The following is a 21,467-nucleotide window of genomic DNA, read 5'->3' on the forward strand; positions in this document are numbered from 1 at the left end:
ATTATTTATGTCATATAGTAAATCATCAGGAAAACCTTTTGAATATGCGAGTAAAATCTCGCATCGACATATAATTGCAGATAACGATATTCAGCAATATATACATGAATGCGTAATTCCCTTTGAAGGAAAGGATATGGAATTAAATCCGAGTCTACTCCATGATATTATTTATCCAACTAAAAATAGAATTCAAAATATAATTGCCATAGACGGAGGTTACACTACTATTGCTATAAAAAAGAAATTTCCATCATCTTTAATCTCTTATTTTCAGTTTGGGACCTTATTAATCGAAAGGAAGTATTTAGAGGGTTTGCACGCAACCCCCTTTATATCACCGAAAGATATGGCTGAACTAAAAAAGCTAATGCCTGACAAGCTTGCATTACCAACCAAAAATCTGCTCTTAAAAGGACAGACAAGTCTTAAATATGCTGTAAGAAAGGTCATTTATGATTTCTTTATGAATAAAGATCGAGATGATGAATCTTTGATGAATACTTTATATTGGTTCCTTTTTAGAAAATATGAATTTTCAGAGCTTGTGAATAATCCCAATGATTGCGCCTGTTCCTTTCATAAAGTAGGCACAGAAGACTATCTATACAAATGCACTTCATGTAATAATAAAGCATATCAACTTTCTCGATGTCCAAATTGTGAAGAACTAGAAATCCTCCTTGATGAAGCTGCTTTAGACAAGAACTCTTATGTATGGAAATGTCCTCATTGTGGAGAAAATATATTCTTAACTGATATTTTTAGATTGTTTGAAACTGTTGACAATGAGCTAGGTGCAGAAGGAATTCTGGGATATATTTTATCAGCTACAGAGAACCTTTTATTGGTTCATATGATAAGAATATTAACTCAAATAAAGCATGGCTTTTTAAATGAATTTCTCTTAGTAAAAGATGGACCACTAAGTTTTGTGGGACAAACAGCAAACATGTATAAACCTATGAGACATTTATTGAATTTTTTGCGAAAGAACAACAATGTAAATATTATTGGAATTGAAAAAAGTGGTGCTTTTGTGGATCATGCAAAGGAAATTGCAGATAAGATGAAACCGGGACAGATATTCCTGATGGACAATGATCACATTTACAAATATATCATGCCAGCCGATGGAAATATGGAGTATGCAAGAACATCGTATTATGGAGGTAAGTTTATATATAAATCAAAAGAAGAGAAGCTTTATGTATTGACTTTACCAGTAGAGACTCATCATTACTATTCGCGACCACAATTAGGCGATTTGAAAAATATAGAAGAGATATTATTAAATATTGACTTGCTGAAATGTGATATTTATCAAGATGCAATAATCCCTATAGCACTTGTTAATAAACTAGTATCACTCTCAAATTATCCAGGCTCTAATATTATTCGTCACTTTACCAAACAGAATATTTCAGAATGATAAAAATAGAAAAAGGGAAAGCACCGGAGTTTTTATCCTCAGAGAAAGTTGAAATTGCCCGTGAAAGAATGAGAACATTCTATGCCTCAAATCGGGAACAAAAAAGATATCTATTTCCTTTTAATAAGGAAATAGATATAAAATTAAAAGAAGATTTACACAAAATATTTTATGGAAAATGCGGTTACTGTGAAACAATAATTGAATCTCCAGAAAAAGGTGTAATTGATAGATATAGACCACATAATGGAGTAAGAGATAAAGATGGATACAATCAAGATCTGTATTGGTGGCTTACTTTTGAATGGGACAATTTAATTTATAGTTGCAAGGAGTGTAATCAATATAAAGCAAATTATTTCCCTATTCAGGGTGTCCGAGCATTAAAAGTAAAAGATAATTTGGATCAAGAAAAGAGACTTCTCTTAAACCCGTGTGTGGATGATCCTCAAGAGCATTTCTATTATAATCATGATGGCCATATCCAAATAAAAACACGTGAAGGGGAACAAACCGTAAATCTATTAAGACTTAATGATAGAACCGACTTAATAGAAGGAAGAAAGAAAGCGAGAAAAGAGATAATAACTATTTTAGAAAAAATAAATAAAAATGGAGTACGGTCTATTGATAAAAATGAGATAAGTTATCTACAACGGATACTTGAGTATGACAATGATTCTACTGCTTTTTTCGGATATAAAAAATGGGTACTATTGAATGAATTAGGAGATAATCTTCTTTTAGATTTAGAGTTTAATATCAAAAATCATGATAGGGAATGGCTTAACGATAGAGATCAAAATAATAAAAAAGTAATAAAGAATGAAGACAAGAGATATTTGGCGAATGACTATTTCCCCATCGAATACATTCATATCAAAAATTTCAAGTCTATTGAAAATTTGAAAATTGAGTTTAAGGAAGATGAATTAAATAATAAATCATGGTTAATTCTGCTTGGTGAAAATGGAGTAGGAAAAAGTTCTATATTACAAGCAATAGCTGTTGGCTTAAATGCAAATGCAAAAATCATAACTTCCACGCTTATTAAAAGTCTTATAAAGAAACGAAAACAAAAAGCAGAGATTGAGATAAAAGAGAGAAATAGCAGTAATATAATTCGCACTATACTTACAAGAAAAGATAATACAATTAAGCAAGAAGGTTCTTTTAATTCTTATTTAATGGGATATGGTTCACTAAGGCTTTCTGTTGAAGAGGTCGATTCTGAATCTATAAAAATACAAGATACAAATAATGTTAGTTATGAAAATCTATTTCAGCCTATAAAACCGCTTAATGATATTACTAAATGGTTAAAATCAATCTATCGGAAAGATCCAGTGTTTTTTGAAAGAGTAGCATATTCAATAAAGCAACTACTACCACATGATTTTTCATGCAATGAATTGACTATAAAAGATAATGACATAATGTTTAAAAAATCAGAAGAACTGTTTTCTGAACTAAGTGATGGTTTTAAAAGCACGATTATCCTTGCAGTTGATATAATGATGAAATTATCTGATGCACAGTCTGATATGGATAAAATGACAGGTATTATTTTAATAGATGAACTCGGAAACCAACTACATCCTAGATGGCAAATGTCCATAGTCAAGCAATTACGTACAGTATTTCCCAATATTAATTTTATTATATCAACTCATCATCCTCTTTGCTTGAGAGGTGCTAAAAGGGATGAAATCCTTCTTCTTAAGAATATTGAAGGTGAAGTTATAGGAATAAGACAATTACCTGATCCATCGACTTTACGCGTGGATCAAATTTTAGCTTCTGAGTTTTTTGGCTTAAGCAGCTTGGTTGATCCTGAGACAGAAGCTTATTTTAATAGATACTACGAATTATTGGCTAAAGATGAAAAAGCCTCTGTGGAAGATCAAGAAGAAATTACTCGCTTAAGAGATAAACTTAGAGATAAACAGCAATTAGGGATATCTTTGCGGGAAGAGTTGATGTATTCCGTTATTGATAAATTGCTAGCTAAAGAAATTGCATATAATAAAAATCCTTTAGATAGAGAAAATTTGAAGAGAGAAGTTATAAATCGAGTGAAAGATATCTGGACGAATTTAAACCTTGATTATTATGATAACGATTAATAGAATAGATTGTCCAGATATCCTTAAACAAGGTAAAAATCCTAAAAGTAAAGGTGAACTTGAAACGATAGACGCTTTAAAATTCTTTAGTGATCAAAATAATCATACATCTACTTACAGGAAAACTGGGACTACAACGGTCGGATATAAAATATATTCGGACGATAGTGTGAGGAAGGTTCTACTTAATATGTTTAATGGGAAATGTGCATATTGTGAAAGTAAAATAACCAGTATATATAATGGTGATATAGAACATTTCAGACCTAAAGGAGAAATAAAAGAGGCAACTCCGACAAAACCTGGATATTATTGGCTGGCAGCAGAATGGGAAAACTTATTGTTTGCTTGCCCTTTTTGCAATCAAACAAATACCCATACGATAGTTGCTAATGGAATATTGAAAGAAACTGTCTTAGGTAAATTGCATCAATTCCCACTTGTTTCTGAACAATATCGATTAAAATACACTCATGGACAAATTTATTTTTCTGACAGGAATGCTTATCAACAAGCTTTTGACTTGGAAGAAACAGAGAGATTGTTACTTAATCCTTGTAAAGATCTAAATATAGAAAATTATTTTAAATATAAGGATAGCGGTGTTATTATTGTCAATAGTGATTTAACAGAGCAGAGAAATATACTTAGAGCAGAAAAATCCATTCAAGTATATGCATTAAATAGGTTAGCTCTTGTTCAAGCTCGCAGAGAAAAAATTATTCAAATAAAAGCTCAAATAAAACGAACCGAAGAGTCTATTATTAATTATAATAGGTATGCAAAGCAATCTGATGAAGAGAAAATTTGGTTTGAAGGTATTATGAGAAAAGAGATAAAAATTCTCAAGAGATATAAGAACACAAATCAAGAATACTCAGGGCTAGCAAAATATATAATTAGAAAATACTTTGAAGAAATATATTTTATATGACTGGAAAAGATTTAATTAAAATATTAGACATAGAGGCTAAACAAGCACTCTATCGGGAAGACGGGAAGTGGTATCATAATCTCACCAAATTTCCGGGTGTTTTGTTTGATAAGGGAGGTTATGTTATTTTCTCAAATAAAGAAGAATATCATGCCAATTCTAATTTGCAAATAAAGCAAGACTTGCATATTAAAAATGGATTAAGTTCTTTGGTTGAATATATCCACTTTAATAATCTGGACAGATTGTATATTGAAGAAATTGTTAGTTTAAAAAAAATTCCAGAAGAAGCAAGACAAATAAGACGAGAAATAGAGGCAATCCTTCGAAATCAAAAATTAGTAGATGAACTTAAAATAAGATACAATAACGTATGTCAAATTTGTGGTACACAAATAAAGATTGGTGAAAATAAATATTATTCAGAAGTTCATCATATTTGGCCTCTTGGCAAGCCTCACAATGGTAGTGACACTTTAGATAATATGGTTTGTGTATGTCCCAATTGCCATACTCTATTAGACTATAAAGCAATTCACTTAAATAAAGAAATATTTAAGGTGCTTAAGCATAATATAGCGGATGCGAATATCAAATATCACAATACTCTTAATGTAAAATGGAATCAAAAAACGCTGAAAAAATAATTGCGAAATTCATTAAAGATCTAGATATATCCTCGGATGATTATATCACTGTTGCTGAACTTAGTACAACACTTGCTGATGGACTAACTAAAACAATAGACACAAATACAGCTTTAATTTCCGACACATTGATAAGAAAAATTAAATCATCACAGATAAATCCAGTTGTAAATAATTCAAGTGCATATTACGATAAAGATTACAGATACAAACCTTCCTTTTGGTTATACCTTTCAAAATCTTCTGGGTTAAAAAAAGCAGAACCATTAGTTGTTTCTTGGTGTTCAGGAAATCATACCACATTAATGATTGACCAAGGCTTTTTAAGTGCATTCAAATTATCACCACGTTTGCTGAAGGACGAAATTTTATGGGATGACTTAAAGAAACCTGAATATGATGTAGTGAGAAACAAGCTTTTATCCCAATATAAATATCCTACTCATTCTAAAACTTATGTGAGGATCAAAAAAGAATATCTAGAAGCTTATTTGGCTTTCAGAAAGAAAACTGCCATACAGATATTTACGATAAAAAGAGATATTCCAATAGATGAAGAAATCTACATTCTGCTTAAAGATAAGAAACACTTTTTAGAGGATTTCAAACAGTTTGAAGTAAAAATTAGTAGATTGGGCCACAAAGAGAATATGGCTCGCTTAGAAATAAATGGATTCAAAGTTTTACTAGAAAATAGTGATCATAATAATGAAGAGAAAACAGTTGTAGGACATTATTGGAAAGGAATTGATGGATTAGTAACAGAGTGGCGAGCAAGACATGAAATACCATTTGAATATGTATATGTTTCCGACAAAGTATTGGCAGTATATGAAGCAGATGAAGATTATGAGGTCCATCCCTTGTCTGGAAGTGTCAATTATAAAAATCAATGGGCTGTAACTCATTGCGAACGTGTAGGCAAAAATGCAATTAAAATTGAAATCAAAAAGCTATATGAAGGCAATAGATATACAATAATTGATTATTGGAATCAATTTTCCATACATCCTTCCGAAATTGTGGAGGGTGAAAATATAGCTTTGAAATCAGAACGTTTAGTAAAGAAATATTTTCTATTCGGAAGAATATTAGCAAGTTTATCTAATCAACTATTTGAATTTACTTATTCATCAAAAGACTTAATTGGTTTAGATGAAGAGCATATTGAATATACTGGATGGTCGGAATTTCCTGAATTTAATGCTATTGCCCAACACATCGATTTAAAATCTTTTTCTAGAGAGCAATTTATATCCCGATGTAAAAAGCTATACATTCTGTTCGGAGAAAATTTGAAAGAAAAACCTATACGAAAAATCGTAGACATGATGGGTTTCCCTGTTTCAGAAACCGAAAAATTCAAAAGTATAAAATTACTTGAACTTATTATAGCTTATCTGAAAATAACAGAAGAAAGTGGTTTACATCCTGTACATAACAAAGAAACCCTTGTAGAGAGAGTTTTAGAAAATAAAAATCTTAATGCTCTATTAGAGTTGTCAGCTGTAAATAGTATTAGGCAGTTAGATGCTCATAAAGCTAATGATTCAAAAACAAGACTTGATAGAGCATTAACGGATTTGGGAGTACAGCCTAACGCTATTTCGAATAACTATGCAAATGCCATCTGGCAAGTCTACGACAGCATTGATGAAATGTTTGCAAATTTGAATATATTTCTTTCAAATGCCCCTAACTTTAAATAATTATCATGAAGAATGGAGATGTGATCCCCAATTATTATTCTTATATATTAAAGACCAATGGAAGGGGTTTGTCCGGTGAACAGAGATGTCACTTTTCTAATTGTATTAATAAAATTTATCACAATAATGACAAGTTCATGTATAGGGGTGATAAAAAGAGAAAGCTTTTTTCTATTTATGGATACTCAATAGAGAGAAGATAATAGTTCTCTTGCTGGTGGTAATTAAAATAAAAATCTTTATTTTGTAAATCAGAAGAAAAGGTTTATCTTTGTTCTCAGTATTCTCCATGAGCAAACTACCGCAAAAGCACGTAGCAAATTAGTGGGATAAATCATGGGATATGCTTGAAGCAAAAAATATAAAGTTTTAAATATCAGCGCGGTAACTCTCTTAGGAGAATCCCAGGCGGATCACTCAAACAGCCTCAGAAACAATTCTGAGGCTGTTTTATTAATACCCCTCTCCCAGTTATCAACAAGTTCCTTATTCAGACCTGTTCATAAAACCTGCTTACTACAAAACAAGCCACAGACAACCAGGCAATTATCTTGTTAATAACTTTGTTCAGAAGCTGTTGAATAAGAAAGATAAAAGAGATTCTCTCTGTATACTCTACAGTGAAAAGGAAGCTAAGAAGCAAATTCTTAAATAAGATACTACCTCTTCCAAAGTACTAAAGCATTAAATGAAAAACAGAGAAAGAAAGTAACTTAAATCCAGGTGAAGAAAGCTACTTTTCAAAGGGATGAAAAGAACTTTAGTCGAAGTGCTTTTGGGTTTAGTATCTAATTTCACTATGAGCGTATTTAAAGCCATAGACAAGTTTCCACCAACAACGAATCCAAAAGAGATGTCTCAAAGCAGACAACGACTCTCTATGAAGTTGTTCATAAAGCCTATTCAAAAAGAGATTATCACCTACATATCAACAATTTACCCTGTTAATAACTTTATAGAAAATTCCCAGAATCAAAGAAAAGTAAAGTGGATATCGGCACAAAATACGATCTATTCCGATAATCAACAGATTATCTTTCGTACTTTTGCCCTTTCAGAGGTTAATACATAGGTGAAATGCAGGGTAAGATGTATAAACAGAGACAATTAACAATTTATGAAGGAGAATGTTTACGATAAACAATCCTTCTTTGAGAAATATGGCGAGATGCTACGCTCAAAAGAAGGGTTGAAAGGTGCGGGAGAATGGCCGACACTGGAAAAGATATTACCTGATTTTGAAGGGAAACGGACACTTGATTTGGGATGTGGCTATGGATGGCACTGCATGTATGCAGCCTCTAAAGGAGCAAGCCATGTGGTGGGTATCGATTTGTCTGAGAAAATGCTACAAGAGGCTGGAAAAAAGAAGGAGTCCGACAGAATAGAATATCACCGGATAGGGATAGAAGACTATGATTATCCGTCGAATCGCTTTGATATAGTTGTCAGTTCACTGGCTTTACACTACATTGAAAATTTAGAAGAGATATTCCGAAAGGTGTACCGTACATTAGCCCAAGGAGGAACATTCGTGTTTACAATGGAACATCCGATATTTACGGCACACGGAAACGAAGATTGGTTTTACAACACAGCAGGAACCGCACAGCACTGGCCGGTAGATCATTATTTCACTGAAGGATACCGGGAAACTTCTTTCTTGGGAGAAACGGTAGTGAAATTCCATCATACTTTAACTTCCATATTGCAGGGACTATTGCAGACCGGATTTACCATAACCAATGTGATAGAGCCTCAACCAACTAAAGAGATGCTGCAACAGATCAAGGATATGGAAGAGGAATTGAGACGGCCTATGATGCTGGCTGTTTCTGCCGTCAAAGTCTGAACAAGCAAAGGGAGCAAAACCCGCGCAAACTTTCACAGACCAGACTTCATATACGGATTTATCCCAATGATATTATCGTGTAAATCTGCTGATAAAGGAAGTTTTTCTCAAACGCTTTTACCATTTATTCCGTCGGACGGCAATCCCGTCGTCACCTCAGGAGGCGCCCAAACGGCTGCACCTGTATTCCAGAGGGGTCAGTCCGAACTTCCGTTTGAAGGCCGTAGAGAAATGGGCATGATATTCATAACCGACACATGCCCCGATCTCTTGTATCGTCTTACTGCTATCAAGCAGATAACGACAGGCTATCTCCATACGATAATCAAAGATATGACCGAACACGGTGGTACCAAATACCGTTTTGAAACCTCGTTTTAAAGTACATTCGTTAGTACCTACCCGCAATGCCAACTGATGAAGAGAAGGGGGATTGAGATACTCCTGCTCAATAATGGCCTTGGCATAATGGATCTTATCACACTCTATCCCGACAGAACACGAACAATGAAGACTCTCCTCTCCTCCCCGCCGTGCGAGAAAAAGCGAAAGAATTTCCCTAATCTTGGCATCCACATACATAAGTGCCATATTCCCATTCAGCTGTGAAAGCTTGATATCACTCAACGCTTTATAAATACCGGTACAAAAAGGGCGATTTGTCCGATATGCCCTGTAGAGTCTATCACAAAAAATGGTTTCGATATCTTCATTACCAAACAGGTCGGGATATTGTCCGGCAAGTTCACGGATATAATCGTTGGAAAGCATAATCTCCATCATGTGAAACGGCGTATGCTTAGGGAAACAGGCGCATGAGTCTATCCCGTCACATTGCAGGAGATTGGCATCTCCTTTGTTCCACTCCTCACTCCGGGTAATAGGGTCGTAAAAGCAAGTGACGTACCCGGCTAAAGCAGCACAAAACCAAACAGCATGGTATTCATCGGCCTGTGCATACATCTCAATGGACTCCTCACATGATATATGATGTTCCATAATCGAAAAAAACGGAGTACATATTTCTTCGAATGTCGCCTTCAGATACCCATTGTCAATCCGATAACTATTTCTTTCTGTCCGGCTTTCTCCCGCCAGATTCTGTACGGGCCATTCCAGCATCATTTCATGCAAATCATGTTTCATTAACCGAGTTGCCATCATTATTCCTTTAAGTTAAAGTCAAGTTCCTTTTCGCGTAAGCAGTAAGAGCCGGTAAGGCTCTACTTTTGTCTCCAATTGGAGAGTAGATACAAAATTACAATAAGCCACCTATCGGCACAATCCCCATTAATAGGTAATTCTCCACGAATAATAAACAACAACCGGAAATATAAAAGCAGAAACTAAACATGAAAGTAAATTTATCAGGAGTTCCCGAAACTCTGTTTATAACCTTGCGAATAAGGGCTATAGAAACAGTAAAACCCAACGGCGCTATCAAAGACCCTTATGCCATAGATATACTCCACCGAATCGAACTGGCAAGTTCTTCGAAAGACAAAGTTTCGGAAGGTTCGCAGGTGGGCACAATTGCCCGTACCCTCGTATTGGACGAAATCATCCTCGACTTCCTGTCGAAACACTCTAAGGGAGCTACCGTCGTAAATCTGGGATGCGGACTGGATGCACGCTGCAAAAGACTTCCATTGCACAATTGCCTTTGGTTAGACATTGACGTAGAAGAATCCATCGGGTTACGAAAACTTTTCTTCAAGGAAACAGATAATTATAAAATGATCGCCCGGTCGATGTTCGATGATTCATGGATGAACTCTGTTCCCAGAGGTCTTCCTCTGCTGATCATATCGGAAGGAGTGATGATGTACTTCAAAGAAGAAGATATCAGAGAGTTAATTTACCGGATCGGGCAACGCTTCCACCATGCGGAAATGGCATTCGACGTAATTAATACATGGACAGCCCGGAACTACAAATGGCATCCGGACGTAAAGAAGTATAACGCACCATTCCGATGGGGAACAGACAACGTATATGAGATGGAAGACTGGTATCCGGGACTACACGTGATTAAGGAATACCTGTATATGGACCGCTTAAAAAAACGATGGCCTCTGTTCTTCAAAGTAATGCTCCCACTATTCCCATCTTTACGGAAATCGTCCCGGATAGTACATATGAAGTTCCAACAACAATCATCTAAATAAGGAGAACAGGATATGAGAAATAAAATCTGTGTTTTCATCATCACTCTGCTCTCACTGTGCAGCGGCCTCCCGGCCCAAACACAACCGGGCAAACTGAGCGGAGTCATCATCGACACCAATGACGAGGAAATACTCCCGGGTGCCAACATATATATAGAAGCACTGAAGAAAGGCGTCTCGGCGGATAAAAACGGGGAGTTCCTCATCGAAGCTCCTGCGGGACGTTATTCGGTCACTTTTTCATTTATGGGATATCACACCCGGAAAGAGGAAATAACGATTCCGAATACCAAAGGTAAAAAGCTGGTTATCCGCCTGGAACCGGAAGCTCAGTCACTGGGTGAAGTTGTCATCACAGCCAAAAGTGAAGCCCGCCAACTGCGCGAGCAGGCCATGCCTATGTCGGTAATCAGCATGCAACAACTACAGGGGACGGTCAGTAATGTGCAAGATGTCCTGTCGAAAACCGTAGGTGTAACCATCCGTAACACAGGAGGTGTAGGCAGTGCGTCCCGGGTATCGGTACGCGGTCTGGAGGGGAAACGAATCGGTTTCTTCATTGACGGAAGCCCGATGAATGATAATTCGGACTTCATCGACATTAATGACATACCCGTGGAGATGATCGACCGAATTGAAATCTACAAAGGAGTGGTACCCGCAAGGTTTGGCGGATCGTCCGTAGGCGGAGCTGTAAACATTGTCATCAGGGAGTATCCGCCCAAGTACCTCGATGCCAGCTACAGCATCGAAAGTTTCAATACCCACAAGCTTTCACTGGTAACCAAACGGAATATTGCTTCTAAAGGACTGGAATTCGGAGGCGGGGGATTCTATACCTATTCTGACAACAACTATAAGATGGAATCTCCCTTCGAAGAGGGGCTTGTCATTAAACGCAACCACGATAAATTTAAAAAGTTAGCTGTTGCAGGTAGTCTGAAAGCACGTAAATGGTGGTTCGACCTGATTGAGTTTGAACCTGTCTTTATGCACACTTTCAAAGAAATCCAAGGAATCGAATATAATATTGAAAAAGCCCACACTTACTCTGACGCTTTCCTCTTTGCCAACAAGTTGGAGAAAGAAAACTTTCTTGTCGAGGGGCTCGATATGGAATCGAATCTGGCCTATGCTTATACGGTATTTCATATGGTGGATACCGCCGCATATCGGTACAATTGGGACGGTACCACTTACCCCGCCGTATCCGAATATGGAGGGGAAATAGGCAAATGGGCTTCAAACGCCAGAAACGAGAAACATACAATCACCCACAAGTTACACCTGAACTACGTTATCAACAACAACCATTCTGTTAACTTCAACTCGCTGTTCAGTTATGCATCCGGACATCCTAAGGATGACCTGAAGGACAAAGTTGTCGGTTATAAAACCAACTTCAAAAGTACGATGATGAGTTGGATTGCCGGAATAGGATACGATTTCCGCACGAACAATGATATTTTCCTGAATTCACTTAACGTGAAGTATTATACATACGGCATGAATACTCACATGAGCAGCATTATGTCATCGGAAGCAGAAAAAGTAGACATGCTGAAACGGGATTTCGGTATCAGCAATGCCCTCCGTTACAGATTCACTCCGGACTTCATGGGTAAGTTTTCGGTTGGATATGACGTACGCCTGCCTGCCGAAAGTGAACTTTTGGGCGATGGATATGCAGTCGCTCCTTCCGGAAATCTGCTCCCGGAACGGAACACAAGCATCAATCTGGGGTTCCTGTTCGACCGTACCGGAAAGTCTGCCAGTAATCTTCAACTGGAATTGAACACTTTTTATGGGTATCTCGAGAATATGATACGGTTTACCGGAGGTTATCTGCAATCGCAATACCAGAATTTCGGAAAAATGCGCACTTTGGGAGCAGAAGTAGAGGTGAAAGCGAACCTTACCCACTGGCTTTACGGCTACTGCAACATGACCTATCAGGATTTGCGGGATGTACGAAAGTTCGAACCGAACACTCATGTCCCCAACCCGACCAAAGGTAGCCGGATGCCTAACATCCCCTATCTTCTGGCAAACGCCGGACTGGAATTTCATAAAGAAAATCTATTCGGAGGCAAAATGCAGAATACCCGCATCTTTGCGGACGGTTCTTTCGTTGAAGAGTATTTCTACGACTTTGAACAAAGCCGGTTCCAAGAGCGAAGAATACCACGCACCTTCTCTGCCAATGTCGGAATAGAGCATAGCTTCATGAACGGACGGTTCATCATCACAGCACGGATAAACAATCTGACTAATGCCCGGATGATGTCCGAATTCAACCGTCCTCTACCCGGACGCAATTGGGGAGTAAGGCTGAGATATGTATTGAAATGAAACAAGATTATTTATTTAAAAACCAAGAGAACTATGAAGATTAGAAATCTGACACTGGCACTTGCCGGTGCTGCACTTGTATTTTCGGCATGCGAAAAGGATCCTGACCCTAAAGTCCCGGCCGACAATGCTAACATCGCCCTGGCAACTATTCTGCCCAACCCCGATGGTATGACGGGAGCCGCTTACCTGCAGCTGATCCGTGATGAATTTCCGCAGAACACCAACAATAACAACGGAATTCCCATTCCCTACGGAGGAGCATATCCGGTTATTGAAGGAAACGACATCTTTGTATTCCCGGGATACATGGGTGACAGTAAAAACGAACTGGTGAAATACACAAGAGTCAACGGCCGGTTATCAAAAACAGGAACAATGAAATTGCCTCCCAACTCTTCGGCCACCAATATTGTTTTCGCTTCTGCTGAAAAAGCCTACCTATCTATGGCAGGACTGGGCAGGATCGCTATTTTCAACCCTATCACCATGGTCCAGAAGGGAGAGATCGATCTGTCTTCTCTCGGAGTGTCCGACAATAATCCGGACCCCTCTGCCATGTTGTTGCGCGACGGACTTTTATACGTAGGCCTCAGCCAGATGGTGGGCGGATGGGTTCCTCCACAGGACCGTCCATACAGCGACATTGCCATTATAGACACTCAAACGGATAAACTACTGAAAATGATTACAGACAAAACCAGTGGTATCTCCATGCCTACCCGTCCGATTGACCGCTATTCAATCTTCATGGATGAAAAAAAGGATATCTATATTTCGTGTGTCGGTGCCTTTGGCATGGTCAAAGGTCATAATGCCGGCATATTGCGTATCAAGGCAGGAGAGACTGAGTTCGACCCAACGTATCGCTGGACCATTACGGGAGCTGACATCAGCGGAGAAGAAAAAACTGCGGGATTTATCTCTGCCATCCGGTATGTAAACAATGGAAAAGCATATGCTTATATCAATATGCCCGGTTACTACAAGCCTGGAGAACAAGGACATACCGCCATCGCCGATCTCGCTGTAGAAATAAACCTATACGACCGGTCCATGAAAAAGATCAAGGGACTCGACCTTTCCAATGGTTTCGGAGTCATGCTTGCCCTCTACAAAGGAACTGTGCTGATAGGTAACTCTTCGACTAAAGCGAAAGGTATCTACTCTCTGGACATACAGACAGGTGAGGTGTCTAAAGAACCCATATTGACTACAGTAGGTAATCCGATATTATGCCACTATTTTGATAAATAAAGACCGATGCCTTTCATGGTTCTAATAAACAAGGGCTCTTCTTGCAGAATAAACAGAGTTACCGTATCTTTGCAGCCGTTTAAAAAAGAATGATTATGGAACTTCCAGAAGATCCGATGATGTTGTTCAGCGTCATCAACATGAAACTCCGCGATTGTTACAAATCGCTCGATGAACTATGTGACGATATGAATGTCAATAAAGAAACACTGATTGGCAAACTGGAATCGGCCGGATTTGAATACAATGCCGAACAGAATAAATTTTGGTAAAACAGGCATCCCCCTGCTTTAATTCCCGTAACCCTGTAATTCTTATATCCGGTGGATAATAAATGCTTCGGATAGTAGATCGGAATACAAGGCGGGGAAAGCATAATTCACCACAGAGTTCCACAGAACGAGCTTAGTCTATCGATAGCTAATGATATTTATTTGTGTAAATCCTGTGTAACCTGTGGTGAATACGGGTTTCGATACACCTCTTTTTATATCTCTATTCTCAACCCAATAATTGATTCTTATTTATTGGTAAAGCGGAACCAGTTAAAGTCGGCATATCCGTCTTCACCGGCTTTATCTCTGGTAAAATTAAATAAAGCAAAGCGATTGGCTGTCCAGACCAACCCAAGCCCCATATTAAGATCATTACCTATCGGAATGAATGTTTTTCCATCGAGGCTATAATAGAAAGTAGCACGGAAGTTCACATCCATCACACGGGCACGTACCCACAATTTATTTCCCGTAAAGTTGTCGATGACCTCAATATTCTTACCGTCATTACACATCACGATTCTTTTTATACCCTCCGACTGTTCCACACCGACATAGGCATAAGGAAACTCGAAAATTCCAAATCCTGCCACATTTCCATCCTTTAGTCCGGACACGTCGATTTCGACCGTTGCCTCGGACGAAGGCCCCTGCACACGCTGTGTCAATGTATTACGAGCTGTTTTCAATGAGTCGGCATATGAAGCTTTCAGCCTCATGTAGCCTTTCCGTTCCTTCAAGGACCATCGGGTATTGTCCGGATTATGATTCCACTGCCATTGCAGCCCGAGTACGGGAGTATTAAATTCGTCCGTTGTAGCAGGAGAAGCAAACGGATATGCTTTACCTACTTCCGGTTTTGGATACGTAATGGCATCTTTACCATTTCGCCCCAACATGGGCCATCCATCTACCCACTCTACAGGAACCAGATGGGGAACACGTCCGATGGGCCCCCTGTCCTGCATAATGATAAACCACCAATCACCATTCTTAAGCTGTACCATCCCTCCCTGATGCAAACCGTTGGGAAGATAAGAGCTACAATCATTCATAATTAATTTATGTTCGTAAGGACCATAGATATTGTCGGAACGCAAACAAATCTGCCAGCCTTCGGTTCCGCCTGCCGGGCAAGTGATATAATACTTCCCGTTTATCTTATAGACGTGTGCACCTTCCATACCATATCCTCCTCCAAACTCGTGAGCGTTCTTGAACCTCTTTTCCCAGATTTTCACTTTTTCTCCTTTCACAGATTTGGCATCCGCATTCAGCTCCGTGACATAAAGCGTACCTTGTCCGTGGACGACATAAACTTTTCCGTCATCATCAAACAGTAATCCGGGATCGTACAGATATTCAGGAAAGATTGTACGCTCCCAAGGACCTTTCACATCATCGGCAATACAGATTGAGAAGTGTCCGGGACCTTCCCCCTCCCATGAAGGAGTGCAGAAGCCCACATAAAACTTACCATTGTGATGACGAATGGTAGCCGCCCACGATCCCCGAAGATAACGGTCACCCCCTTTTAAATCATAGCAGGGATGCTCATCATAACGCTCTACCGCATATCCGGCCATCTCCCAGTTTACAAGATCCTTTGAGGTAGCAATAGGGCAACCGGGAACATAGTGCATACTGGTAGAAACAAAATAAAAATCATCCCCTACTCGAATGACATCGGGGTCAGGCCAGTCTCCCCACATTATAGGATTTGTAAATGTCCCGTTTCCATTATCCGGGTTCCACACCGAAGTTTGTGCACCGACACTGCAAAAAGGCAGCACCAATGCGATCATAATATAAAAAACTCTTTTCATTTTTGTACTTTTTTTATTGGATACATTCAGCATCTTCAACATAAGGAGCCACTTCTGCCCCAAACAAACGGACACCTTTATTTTCAGATTGGCGCAATCCCAACACTATCACATTCTTTTCACCGGGACGTAGCCAGCACTCCGGAAGATAGAACTCCCGTTGCGGACCCTCTTCCCAATGGCGTCCGATGTTATGTCCGTTCAGCCACATATAACCGGTACCCGTAGCATTTACTATCAACTTCCAAGGTATCCGAACAGAAGGATCATTCCGGGGCATATCAAACTCAAGACGATACCAGGTAAGCAATGCATCCCGTCCGGCACCGGCTTCAAGAGTTTCTGCAATCCTTCCTTTACGGACTAAAGGATAATCTGCAGGAAGCTCTGCTACCGACCAGCCCTCCGTACTATCCGGTTCTCTGTTCCAGCCCTGACAGATTCCTCCCAGATCGGCAGAGACCTCCCAGTTTATTTTTTTAATCACTTCGAATTCCTGTTTCAGGCGGACAGCCTTAAGGAGGCCTCCTGCCCCACTCAGGTTACTCACCACAATAGCTATCTCATTGTCACCAGGTTTGACGAATGGAGCAACATTCACTATATAAGGCTTATCCCATTCTTCGTGCGTACCCACTTCCTTACCATTCACCCACAAAGTTCCGGCATCATCGATACAGCCAAATTCCAGAACAGTCATTCCTTCCCGAATCATCTCCGGTGTCCACCTAAGGTGTGTACGATAAACTGCACTTCCGGCCTTCTCCTGCAAAATCCAGGCAGCAGGCCATTCCGGTTTTTCAAGTCCGGCTATCTGCAAAGTGGCCAGATCGTCAATAGTCCGTTGATCGAGCCGTATTCTTTCCCAGCCCGTTTCTTCGGCAAGCAAGGCAGACAGCGGTTCCTCTTTATCAATGGTTCTTACTTCCCATTCCTCTACCGGCAAAATTCCCGTCTGTTTACGACCGAAACCGGCTTGCCGGAGTCCGCTCAACTCTTCCATCGGACGGTAACCATGAGCATGTCCCCGGTTTTCGTAGATAGCAACCACTTCGTTCATTCCTTTATGCAACAATCCTGAAACGATAAAGGTGTTATCCAATTCGTCTCTCGACACCCGCTCGGCAAACTTTCCGTTCACTTGCACGTAAACCGGGTCACCAGTGAAAAGCTCGAACACCAACGAACCGTAAAGATCTACTTCCTTTTGAGTGAGGTTCACCCGGCTGCGATACATAGAATAACGGCAATCGTTCACACCCAATTCGGGAAGCGATACACCTTTGCGCAAAGGCTTCCAGTCGCCACGAAAATCTTCATCTTTTCGCCATACTTTCGTTATTGATATGGCGGCAGGAAGTGCAACCGGACGTGCCGGCAATACCTGTTCACGGGGATACCATTCGGTCGAAGTGCTTCCGGGAGAAAGTACCAGTAACTTACTGTCAAGCGCCCCCAGCCGACAATCTATCCGCATCGGCTTTCCTTCTATAATCAAGTTGACTATCTGACGGAATTCTTGCTTTTTATCACGGTTCAATAAGAAAATAAATAAAGTTCCGTCCGTAGCCCGGCGTACCCCCATCGTCAGATTATCATTTCCTTTCATCTCAAACGGTACAGACTTGCTTCTGACAAGCCGGCTTCCAAATTTACCAACCACCTCACCGATTCCTTTCACTGCAGCATATTTCTCTCCAACGCCTCCGGTTTCTTTCAACGGAGCTCCATAATCGTAAGTGGTAGTCATACGTCGTGCTCCCCAACCGTCAAAATGTGTCCCACCGAAAAACATATAGTAATTCAACCCGGTAGAACCTCCTGCCATTGCCATCAACGCCATTCCCCGGGCATGCCGTCCGTCCAGATAGCTATCTTCGCTCAAGCGTCCGCCAACCGTAGAGAACCACCCTCCCTGCAACTCACACACAAAGGCAGGAGCATTGGGCTGTTCTGCTTTCAGATTTTCAATACGTGACTTGGCTTCATGCATATTCCACCATACATATTGATTATCCATATCGAATAACTGACTGATCACCGGATCGTGCGAGCCGCGAACTTCGGGAGTTACGCAAGTGAAAAGGGGAACATCGATACCATTCCGGATACAAGCATCTGACAGTACACGCAGAAATTCTTCTTTCTTCTCAGATTCCATATCAAAATAGATATATTCATTTTCAAGCTGCACCATAATGATTCCTTTCTCTCCGGGTTTCTTATGTGTAAGCTGTTCATCACAAAATACCCGGCAAACAGCATTGTACCAGTGTTCAGACCATTTCATATGTTCGGGATGGTTGCTCCGGAGCCAGAAACTGGTGTCATAACTGTCCGGGCAATATTTAGCCAACCAACGGGGATATGCCCCTCCCGCCCATTCGGCACAGATAAAAGGGCCAGGACGGACAATGGTATAAAATCCGAACTCCTCGTGTGCCATACGCAGCCATGCTTTCAGATCATCAAAGTCGAATTGTGAATAATCATCTACATTCTTAGGCATATTCCGTTCGTGCCAATTCCAGGGCACATAAGTTTCCACTGTATTAAACCCTGCTTCTTTGATCTTCCTGAAACGGTCACGCCACAACTCCTGCGGACAACGAAAATAGTGGAATGCAGCACTGAGTATAAAAATATCTTTCCCTTCGATTGTAAAGCAATCTTTGTCGTATCTCACCCGGTCGGGATGGAAAAACTGTTTCTCGGGCAACTTCTGAGCCGTTGCTGAGGAACACACTATCATCCCCAATAGGACACATAATAACCAATTCTTAGACGGTTGTTTCATCTGATTTTCAATAAAATTTAAGTTTAAAACGATATTTCATATTATCTCCAAACCATTGCGGATAATTCGTCCCCCATAGAGTATTCAATAAACAGAAATGGATACCGGCATCGGGGGCTGCAACCTTATTGTCGAATGACAATAAATCACGATTATTAAACGCCACCAAAGGAGCATCCAAAGACTCAAGACTCAATTTTCCCTTTCCACTGGAAAAGAGAACGTCTCCCGTCACTCCGTGTATCTGCCTCGCTCCGTTATAAACAACATCTTCCACATCGACACGCTCTCCCATCTTATCAACATAAACTTTCGAATCACAGGCTTTTGGAAAGAACGAAAACCAAACAGCTTCCGGAACACGATTCTTCGGTTTATCAAACCAATTGATCTCCACCTTGATATCAGGTGAGTCATACGGGAATACATATATTATTTCAACATACTCCGGTGCACCATAAACAGGTTCATTCAATTGCTGGCGAATCCGGACAGTGGTCTGTCCGACCTCCTTTTTTATCCGGATATCCGATGCCTTATAACTCCATATCCCATGGGTAACAGACAGTTTATCGAGCCCGGGTTTTCCATAATCCGCCAACATCCATCCTTCTGGATTCTTTGGACAATACCTATCAATAAAATGTGCAAAATCGGATCCGGAATAACGTTGATAGACAAAGTCCCCCCAGCCCTGCGTATCATCTACCCAAACAATGCCCTTTTGTTTATCTTCCAGATAGCATAGTGTACCATTCTCCTGATTGAAAGCAAACCGAAAAAATGGGGTATTTATCTTTGCTTTTGAACGGTAGGAACGGAAATCGGTATCTTGATTTTTCACCGGAACCAGTTTCATGAGAGCTTGCATCGCTTCGTATTGCAAGGCCGGAGTGAGTTTGGATATAGCCTGATAAATATATTCTCTCTTTTCACTCCAGGAGCGTTCGGAATACCGGGCTTCTTCACTGTCCAGAAAGGAAGGGTAAAGATCGAACTGATATTTATCAAAATTCCTCAAATACCACTTTACATCCACTCCCCATGTATGCTCAGCCATTAACAGCAAAGGAATACAAAACTGTGTATCCATTTCACTATTAACCTTTAGCTTACCATCCTGTATCCATTGATTACGTAAACGCATTAACTGACGGAACTGAGCCACTTTCATAGGATCACTGCCAATACCATATATCCACGTATCTCCCCACTCTTGAGTAACGACCGGCAGACTGTTCTCAACTTTACTCAATTCAAGAGCTACTTCATTCAACGAAGACGGTATGATCCGGGCTGACGGATATTTTTGCTTTAAGCCGGCATAGATTCGCTTAATCTCTTTCAAGGAATGTGGCCCATGATTGTCATGAGTGAAACAAAAAACCGCAGCAGTTTTTGTTCCGGGCAAATGCACCGGTTTGCCATAGTCTGATTGATAGATTACATTAATGGCATCGCCTTTAGCATTCTTCCAGCGAAATATCTCCGGAAATCGTGCCACAGCTGCACCCGGATTTGTCCCTACATGCAACAACTGAATCCCATTCCGCTTTAAGACAGAAATAGCCCCCCTCGTGACACCGGGTACATCCGTTATTTTTGCAGCAATCGTTTTCCGGCCAAAAAGCAGATCCAGTTTTTTCGAAATATTCAATGCTGCGGACAGCATGGCACTATCACACAATTCAACCTGCATTGTGAAAGGCATTGCGTGCCAGGTAAAGTCTCCCCGGTCAATAGCTTCCTTCATTCGTTGTCCATTTTCATTTGAAGCCCTTTCCAAATAATTCCAGATAAGCCACGACCCACAAGTCCAGGGATAATCAATCTGTGACAATGAATCTTTCATAATTTCTTCTGACAGATTTAAAACTGCCGGAATAAAATTATAGGTATAGGTGTCAATCACTTTAGAGCCCCAATCAGTAAATCCTACATCTAAATGGGTCTTGAATATTACGTACACCTTTTGTATATCCGCATCCTTTACCGGTTCTTTCTCAGCACACAAACATTGTAGCGAAGCAAACCATCCTAAAAGAGTATATAAACAAAAAATTTTCATGGTAGTAGTCTCTTTTTATATTCC

15 protein-coding genes are annotated in these 21,467 nt (G+C 39.9%); 11 read left to right on the forward strand and 4 right to left on the reverse strand.

Annotated features, from left to right (window positions below):
* Window positions 1–7: 7 nt before the first annotated feature.
* The 7 genes from FDF36_RS14985 (at window position 8) to FDF36_RS15015 (ending at window position 8,700) form a co-directional block, all read left to right on the forward strand.
* Window positions 8–1,432 carry a DNA double-strand break repair nuclease NurA gene (locus FDF36_RS14985; RefSeq protein ID WP_220391880.1) on the forward strand — a complete coding sequence of 475 codons (1,425 nt, stop codon included), beginning with the start codon at window positions 8–10 and terminating at the stop codon, window positions 1,430–1,432.
* Window positions 1,429–3,558, forward strand: coding sequence for an AAA family ATPase (locus tag FDF36_RS14990; protein WP_007478814.1), 2,130 nt, complete (start codon window positions 1,429–1,431; stop codon window positions 3,556–3,558). Before FDF36_RS14985 ends, FDF36_RS14990 begins: the two co-directional genes overlap by 4 nt.
* Window positions 3,545–4,492 (forward strand): HNH endonuclease family protein, encoded by a 948-nt coding sequence (locus FDF36_RS14995; protein WP_196069364.1) that lies wholly within the window; start codon window positions 3,545–3,547, stop codon window positions 4,490–4,492. The genes FDF36_RS14990 and FDF36_RS14995 overlap by 14 nt, the downstream gene beginning before the upstream one ends.
* Window positions 4,489–5,139, forward strand: a complete 651-nt coding sequence (locus FDF36_RS15000; protein WP_011202083.1) for an HNH endonuclease — start codon at window positions 4,489–4,491, stop codon at window positions 5,137–5,139. Before FDF36_RS14995 ends, FDF36_RS15000 begins: the two co-directional genes overlap by 4 nt.
* The gene (locus FDF36_RS15005) at window positions 5,112–6,848 is read left to right on the forward strand and encodes a hypothetical protein (RefSeq protein WP_220391881.1); all 1,737 of its coding nucleotides are present in this window, start codon (window positions 5,112–5,114) and stop codon (window positions 6,846–6,848) included. Before FDF36_RS15000 ends, FDF36_RS15005 begins: the two co-directional genes overlap by 28 nt.
* A gap of 748 nt (window positions 6,849–7,596) precedes the next feature.
* Window positions 7,597–7,920 carry a hypothetical protein gene (locus tag FDF36_RS15010; RefSeq protein WP_220391882.1) on the forward strand — a complete coding sequence of 108 codons (324 nt, stop codon included), beginning with the start codon at window positions 7,597–7,599 and terminating at the stop codon, window positions 7,918–7,920.
* 45 nt (window positions 7,921–7,965) lie between these two features.
* A complete protein-coding gene (locus FDF36_RS15015) occupies window positions 7,966–8,700 on the forward strand; it encodes a class I SAM-dependent methyltransferase (RefSeq protein ID WP_220391883.1) in 735 nt (244 codons plus the stop codon).
* Window positions 8,701–8,856: 156 nt separating this feature from the next.
* Here FDF36_RS15015 and FDF36_RS15020 read toward each other — a convergent pair whose 3' ends face one another.
* Window positions 8,857–9,864 (reverse strand): helix-turn-helix transcriptional regulator, encoded by a 1,008-nt coding sequence (locus FDF36_RS15020; protein WP_220391884.1) that lies wholly within the window; start codon window positions 9,862–9,864, stop codon window positions 8,857–8,859.
* 188 nt (window positions 9,865–10,052) lie between these two features.
* Here FDF36_RS15020 and FDF36_RS15025 point away from each other — a divergent pair, with 188 nt between their 5' ends.
* From FDF36_RS15025 to FDF36_RS15040, 4 genes are all read left to right on the forward strand, one after another.
* The gene (locus FDF36_RS15025) at window positions 10,053–10,868 is read left to right on the forward strand and encodes a class I SAM-dependent methyltransferase (RefSeq protein ID WP_005810609.1); all 816 of its coding nucleotides are present in this window, start codon (window positions 10,053–10,055) and stop codon (window positions 10,866–10,868) included.
* 12 nt (window positions 10,869–10,880) lie between these two features.
* Window positions 10,881–13,220, forward strand: coding sequence for a TonB-dependent receptor (locus FDF36_RS15030; RefSeq protein ID WP_220391885.1), 2,340 nt, complete (start codon window positions 10,881–10,883; stop codon window positions 13,218–13,220).
* Between the two features lie 33 nt (window positions 13,221–13,253).
* Complete coding sequence (locus FDF36_RS15035) at window positions 13,254–14,477, forward strand: hypothetical protein (protein ID WP_220391886.1); 1,224 nt, start codon at window positions 13,254–13,256, stop codon at window positions 14,475–14,477.
* Window positions 14,478–14,572: 95 nt separating this feature from the next.
* Complete coding sequence (locus FDF36_RS15040; protein ID WP_005810613.1) at window positions 14,573–14,749, forward strand: DUF4250 domain-containing protein; 177 nt, start codon at window positions 14,573–14,575, stop codon at window positions 14,747–14,749.
* Between the two features lie 248 nt (window positions 14,750–14,997).
* Here the strand turns inward: FDF36_RS15040 and FDF36_RS15045 are convergent, their stop codons facing one another.
* From FDF36_RS15045 to FDF36_RS15055, 3 genes are read right to left on the reverse strand one after another with little or no spacing between them, the layout of a single operon-like run.
* Entirely contained in the window at window positions 14,998–16,578 is a 1,581-nt protein-coding gene (locus FDF36_RS15045; protein WP_220391887.1) for a glycoside hydrolase family 43 protein, read from the reverse strand.
* Window positions 16,579–16,591: 13 nt separating this feature from the next.
* Window positions 16,592–19,375 carry a beta-galactosidase gene (locus tag FDF36_RS15050; protein WP_220391888.1) on the reverse strand — a complete coding sequence of 928 codons (2,784 nt, stop codon included), beginning with the start codon at window positions 19,373–19,375 and terminating at the stop codon, window positions 16,592–16,594.
* Between the two features lie 7 nt (window positions 19,376–19,382).
* Complete coding sequence (locus tag FDF36_RS15055) at window positions 19,383–21,443, reverse strand: DUF5054 domain-containing protein (protein WP_220391889.1); 2,061 nt, start codon at window positions 21,441–21,443, stop codon at window positions 19,383–19,385.
* Between the last annotated feature and the right edge of the window lie 24 nt (window positions 21,444–21,467).

The sequence above is a fragment of the Bacteroides fragilis genome, assembly GCF_019583405.1.
Taxonomy (GTDB): Bacteria; Bacteroidota; Bacteroidia; order Bacteroidales; family Bacteroidaceae; genus Bacteroides; species Bacteroides fragilis_B.

Excerpts from the sequence above, each read along its gene's own strand:
- FDF36_RS14985 (WP_220391880.1), top strand. The coding sequence starts at position 8 with ATGTCATATAGTAAATCATCAGGAAAACCTTTTGAATATGCGAGTAAA.
- FDF36_RS14990 (WP_007478814.1), top strand. The coding sequence starts at position 1,429 with ATGATAAAAATAGAAAAAGGGAAAGCACCGGAGTTTTTATCCTCAGAG.
- FDF36_RS14995 (WP_196069364.1), top strand. The coding sequence starts at position 3,545 with ATGATAACGATTAATAGAATAGATTGTCCAGATATCCTTAAACAAGGT.
- FDF36_RS15000 (WP_011202083.1), top strand. The coding sequence starts at position 4,489 with ATGACTGGAAAAGATTTAATTAAAATATTAGACATAGAGGCTAAACAA.
- FDF36_RS15005 (WP_220391881.1), top strand. The coding sequence starts at position 5,112 with ATGGAATCAAAAAACGCTGAAAAAATAATTGCGAAATTCATTAAAGAT.
- FDF36_RS15010 (WP_220391882.1), top strand. The coding sequence starts at position 7,597 with ATGAAAAGAACTTTAGTCGAAGTGCTTTTGGGTTTAGTATCTAATTTC.
- FDF36_RS15015 (WP_220391883.1), top strand. The coding sequence starts at position 7,966 with ATGAAGGAGAATGTTTACGATAAACAATCCTTCTTTGAGAAATATGGC.
- FDF36_RS15020 (WP_220391884.1), bottom strand. The coding sequence starts at position 9,864 with ATGATGGCAACTCGGTTAATGAAACATGATTTGCATGAAATGATGCTG.
- FDF36_RS15025 (WP_005810609.1), top strand. The coding sequence starts at position 10,053 with ATGAAAGTAAATTTATCAGGAGTTCCCGAAACTCTGTTTATAACCTTG.
- FDF36_RS15030 (WP_220391885.1), top strand. The coding sequence starts at position 10,881 with ATGAGAAATAAAATCTGTGTTTTCATCATCACTCTGCTCTCACTGTGC.
- FDF36_RS15035 (WP_220391886.1), top strand. The coding sequence starts at position 13,254 with ATGAAGATTAGAAATCTGACACTGGCACTTGCCGGTGCTGCACTTGTA.
- FDF36_RS15040 (WP_005810613.1), top strand. The coding sequence starts at position 14,573 with ATGGAACTTCCAGAAGATCCGATGATGTTGTTCAGCGTCATCAACATG.
- FDF36_RS15045 (WP_220391887.1), bottom strand. The coding sequence starts at position 16,578 with ATGAAAAGAGTTTTTTATATTATGATCGCATTGGTGCTGCCTTTTTGC.
- FDF36_RS15050 (WP_220391888.1), bottom strand. The coding sequence starts at position 19,375 with ATGAAACAACCGTCTAAGAATTGGTTATTATGTGTCCTATTGGGGATG.
- FDF36_RS15055 (WP_220391889.1), bottom strand. The coding sequence starts at position 21,443 with ATGAAAATTTTTTGTTTATATACTCTTTTAGGATGGTTTGCTTCGCTA.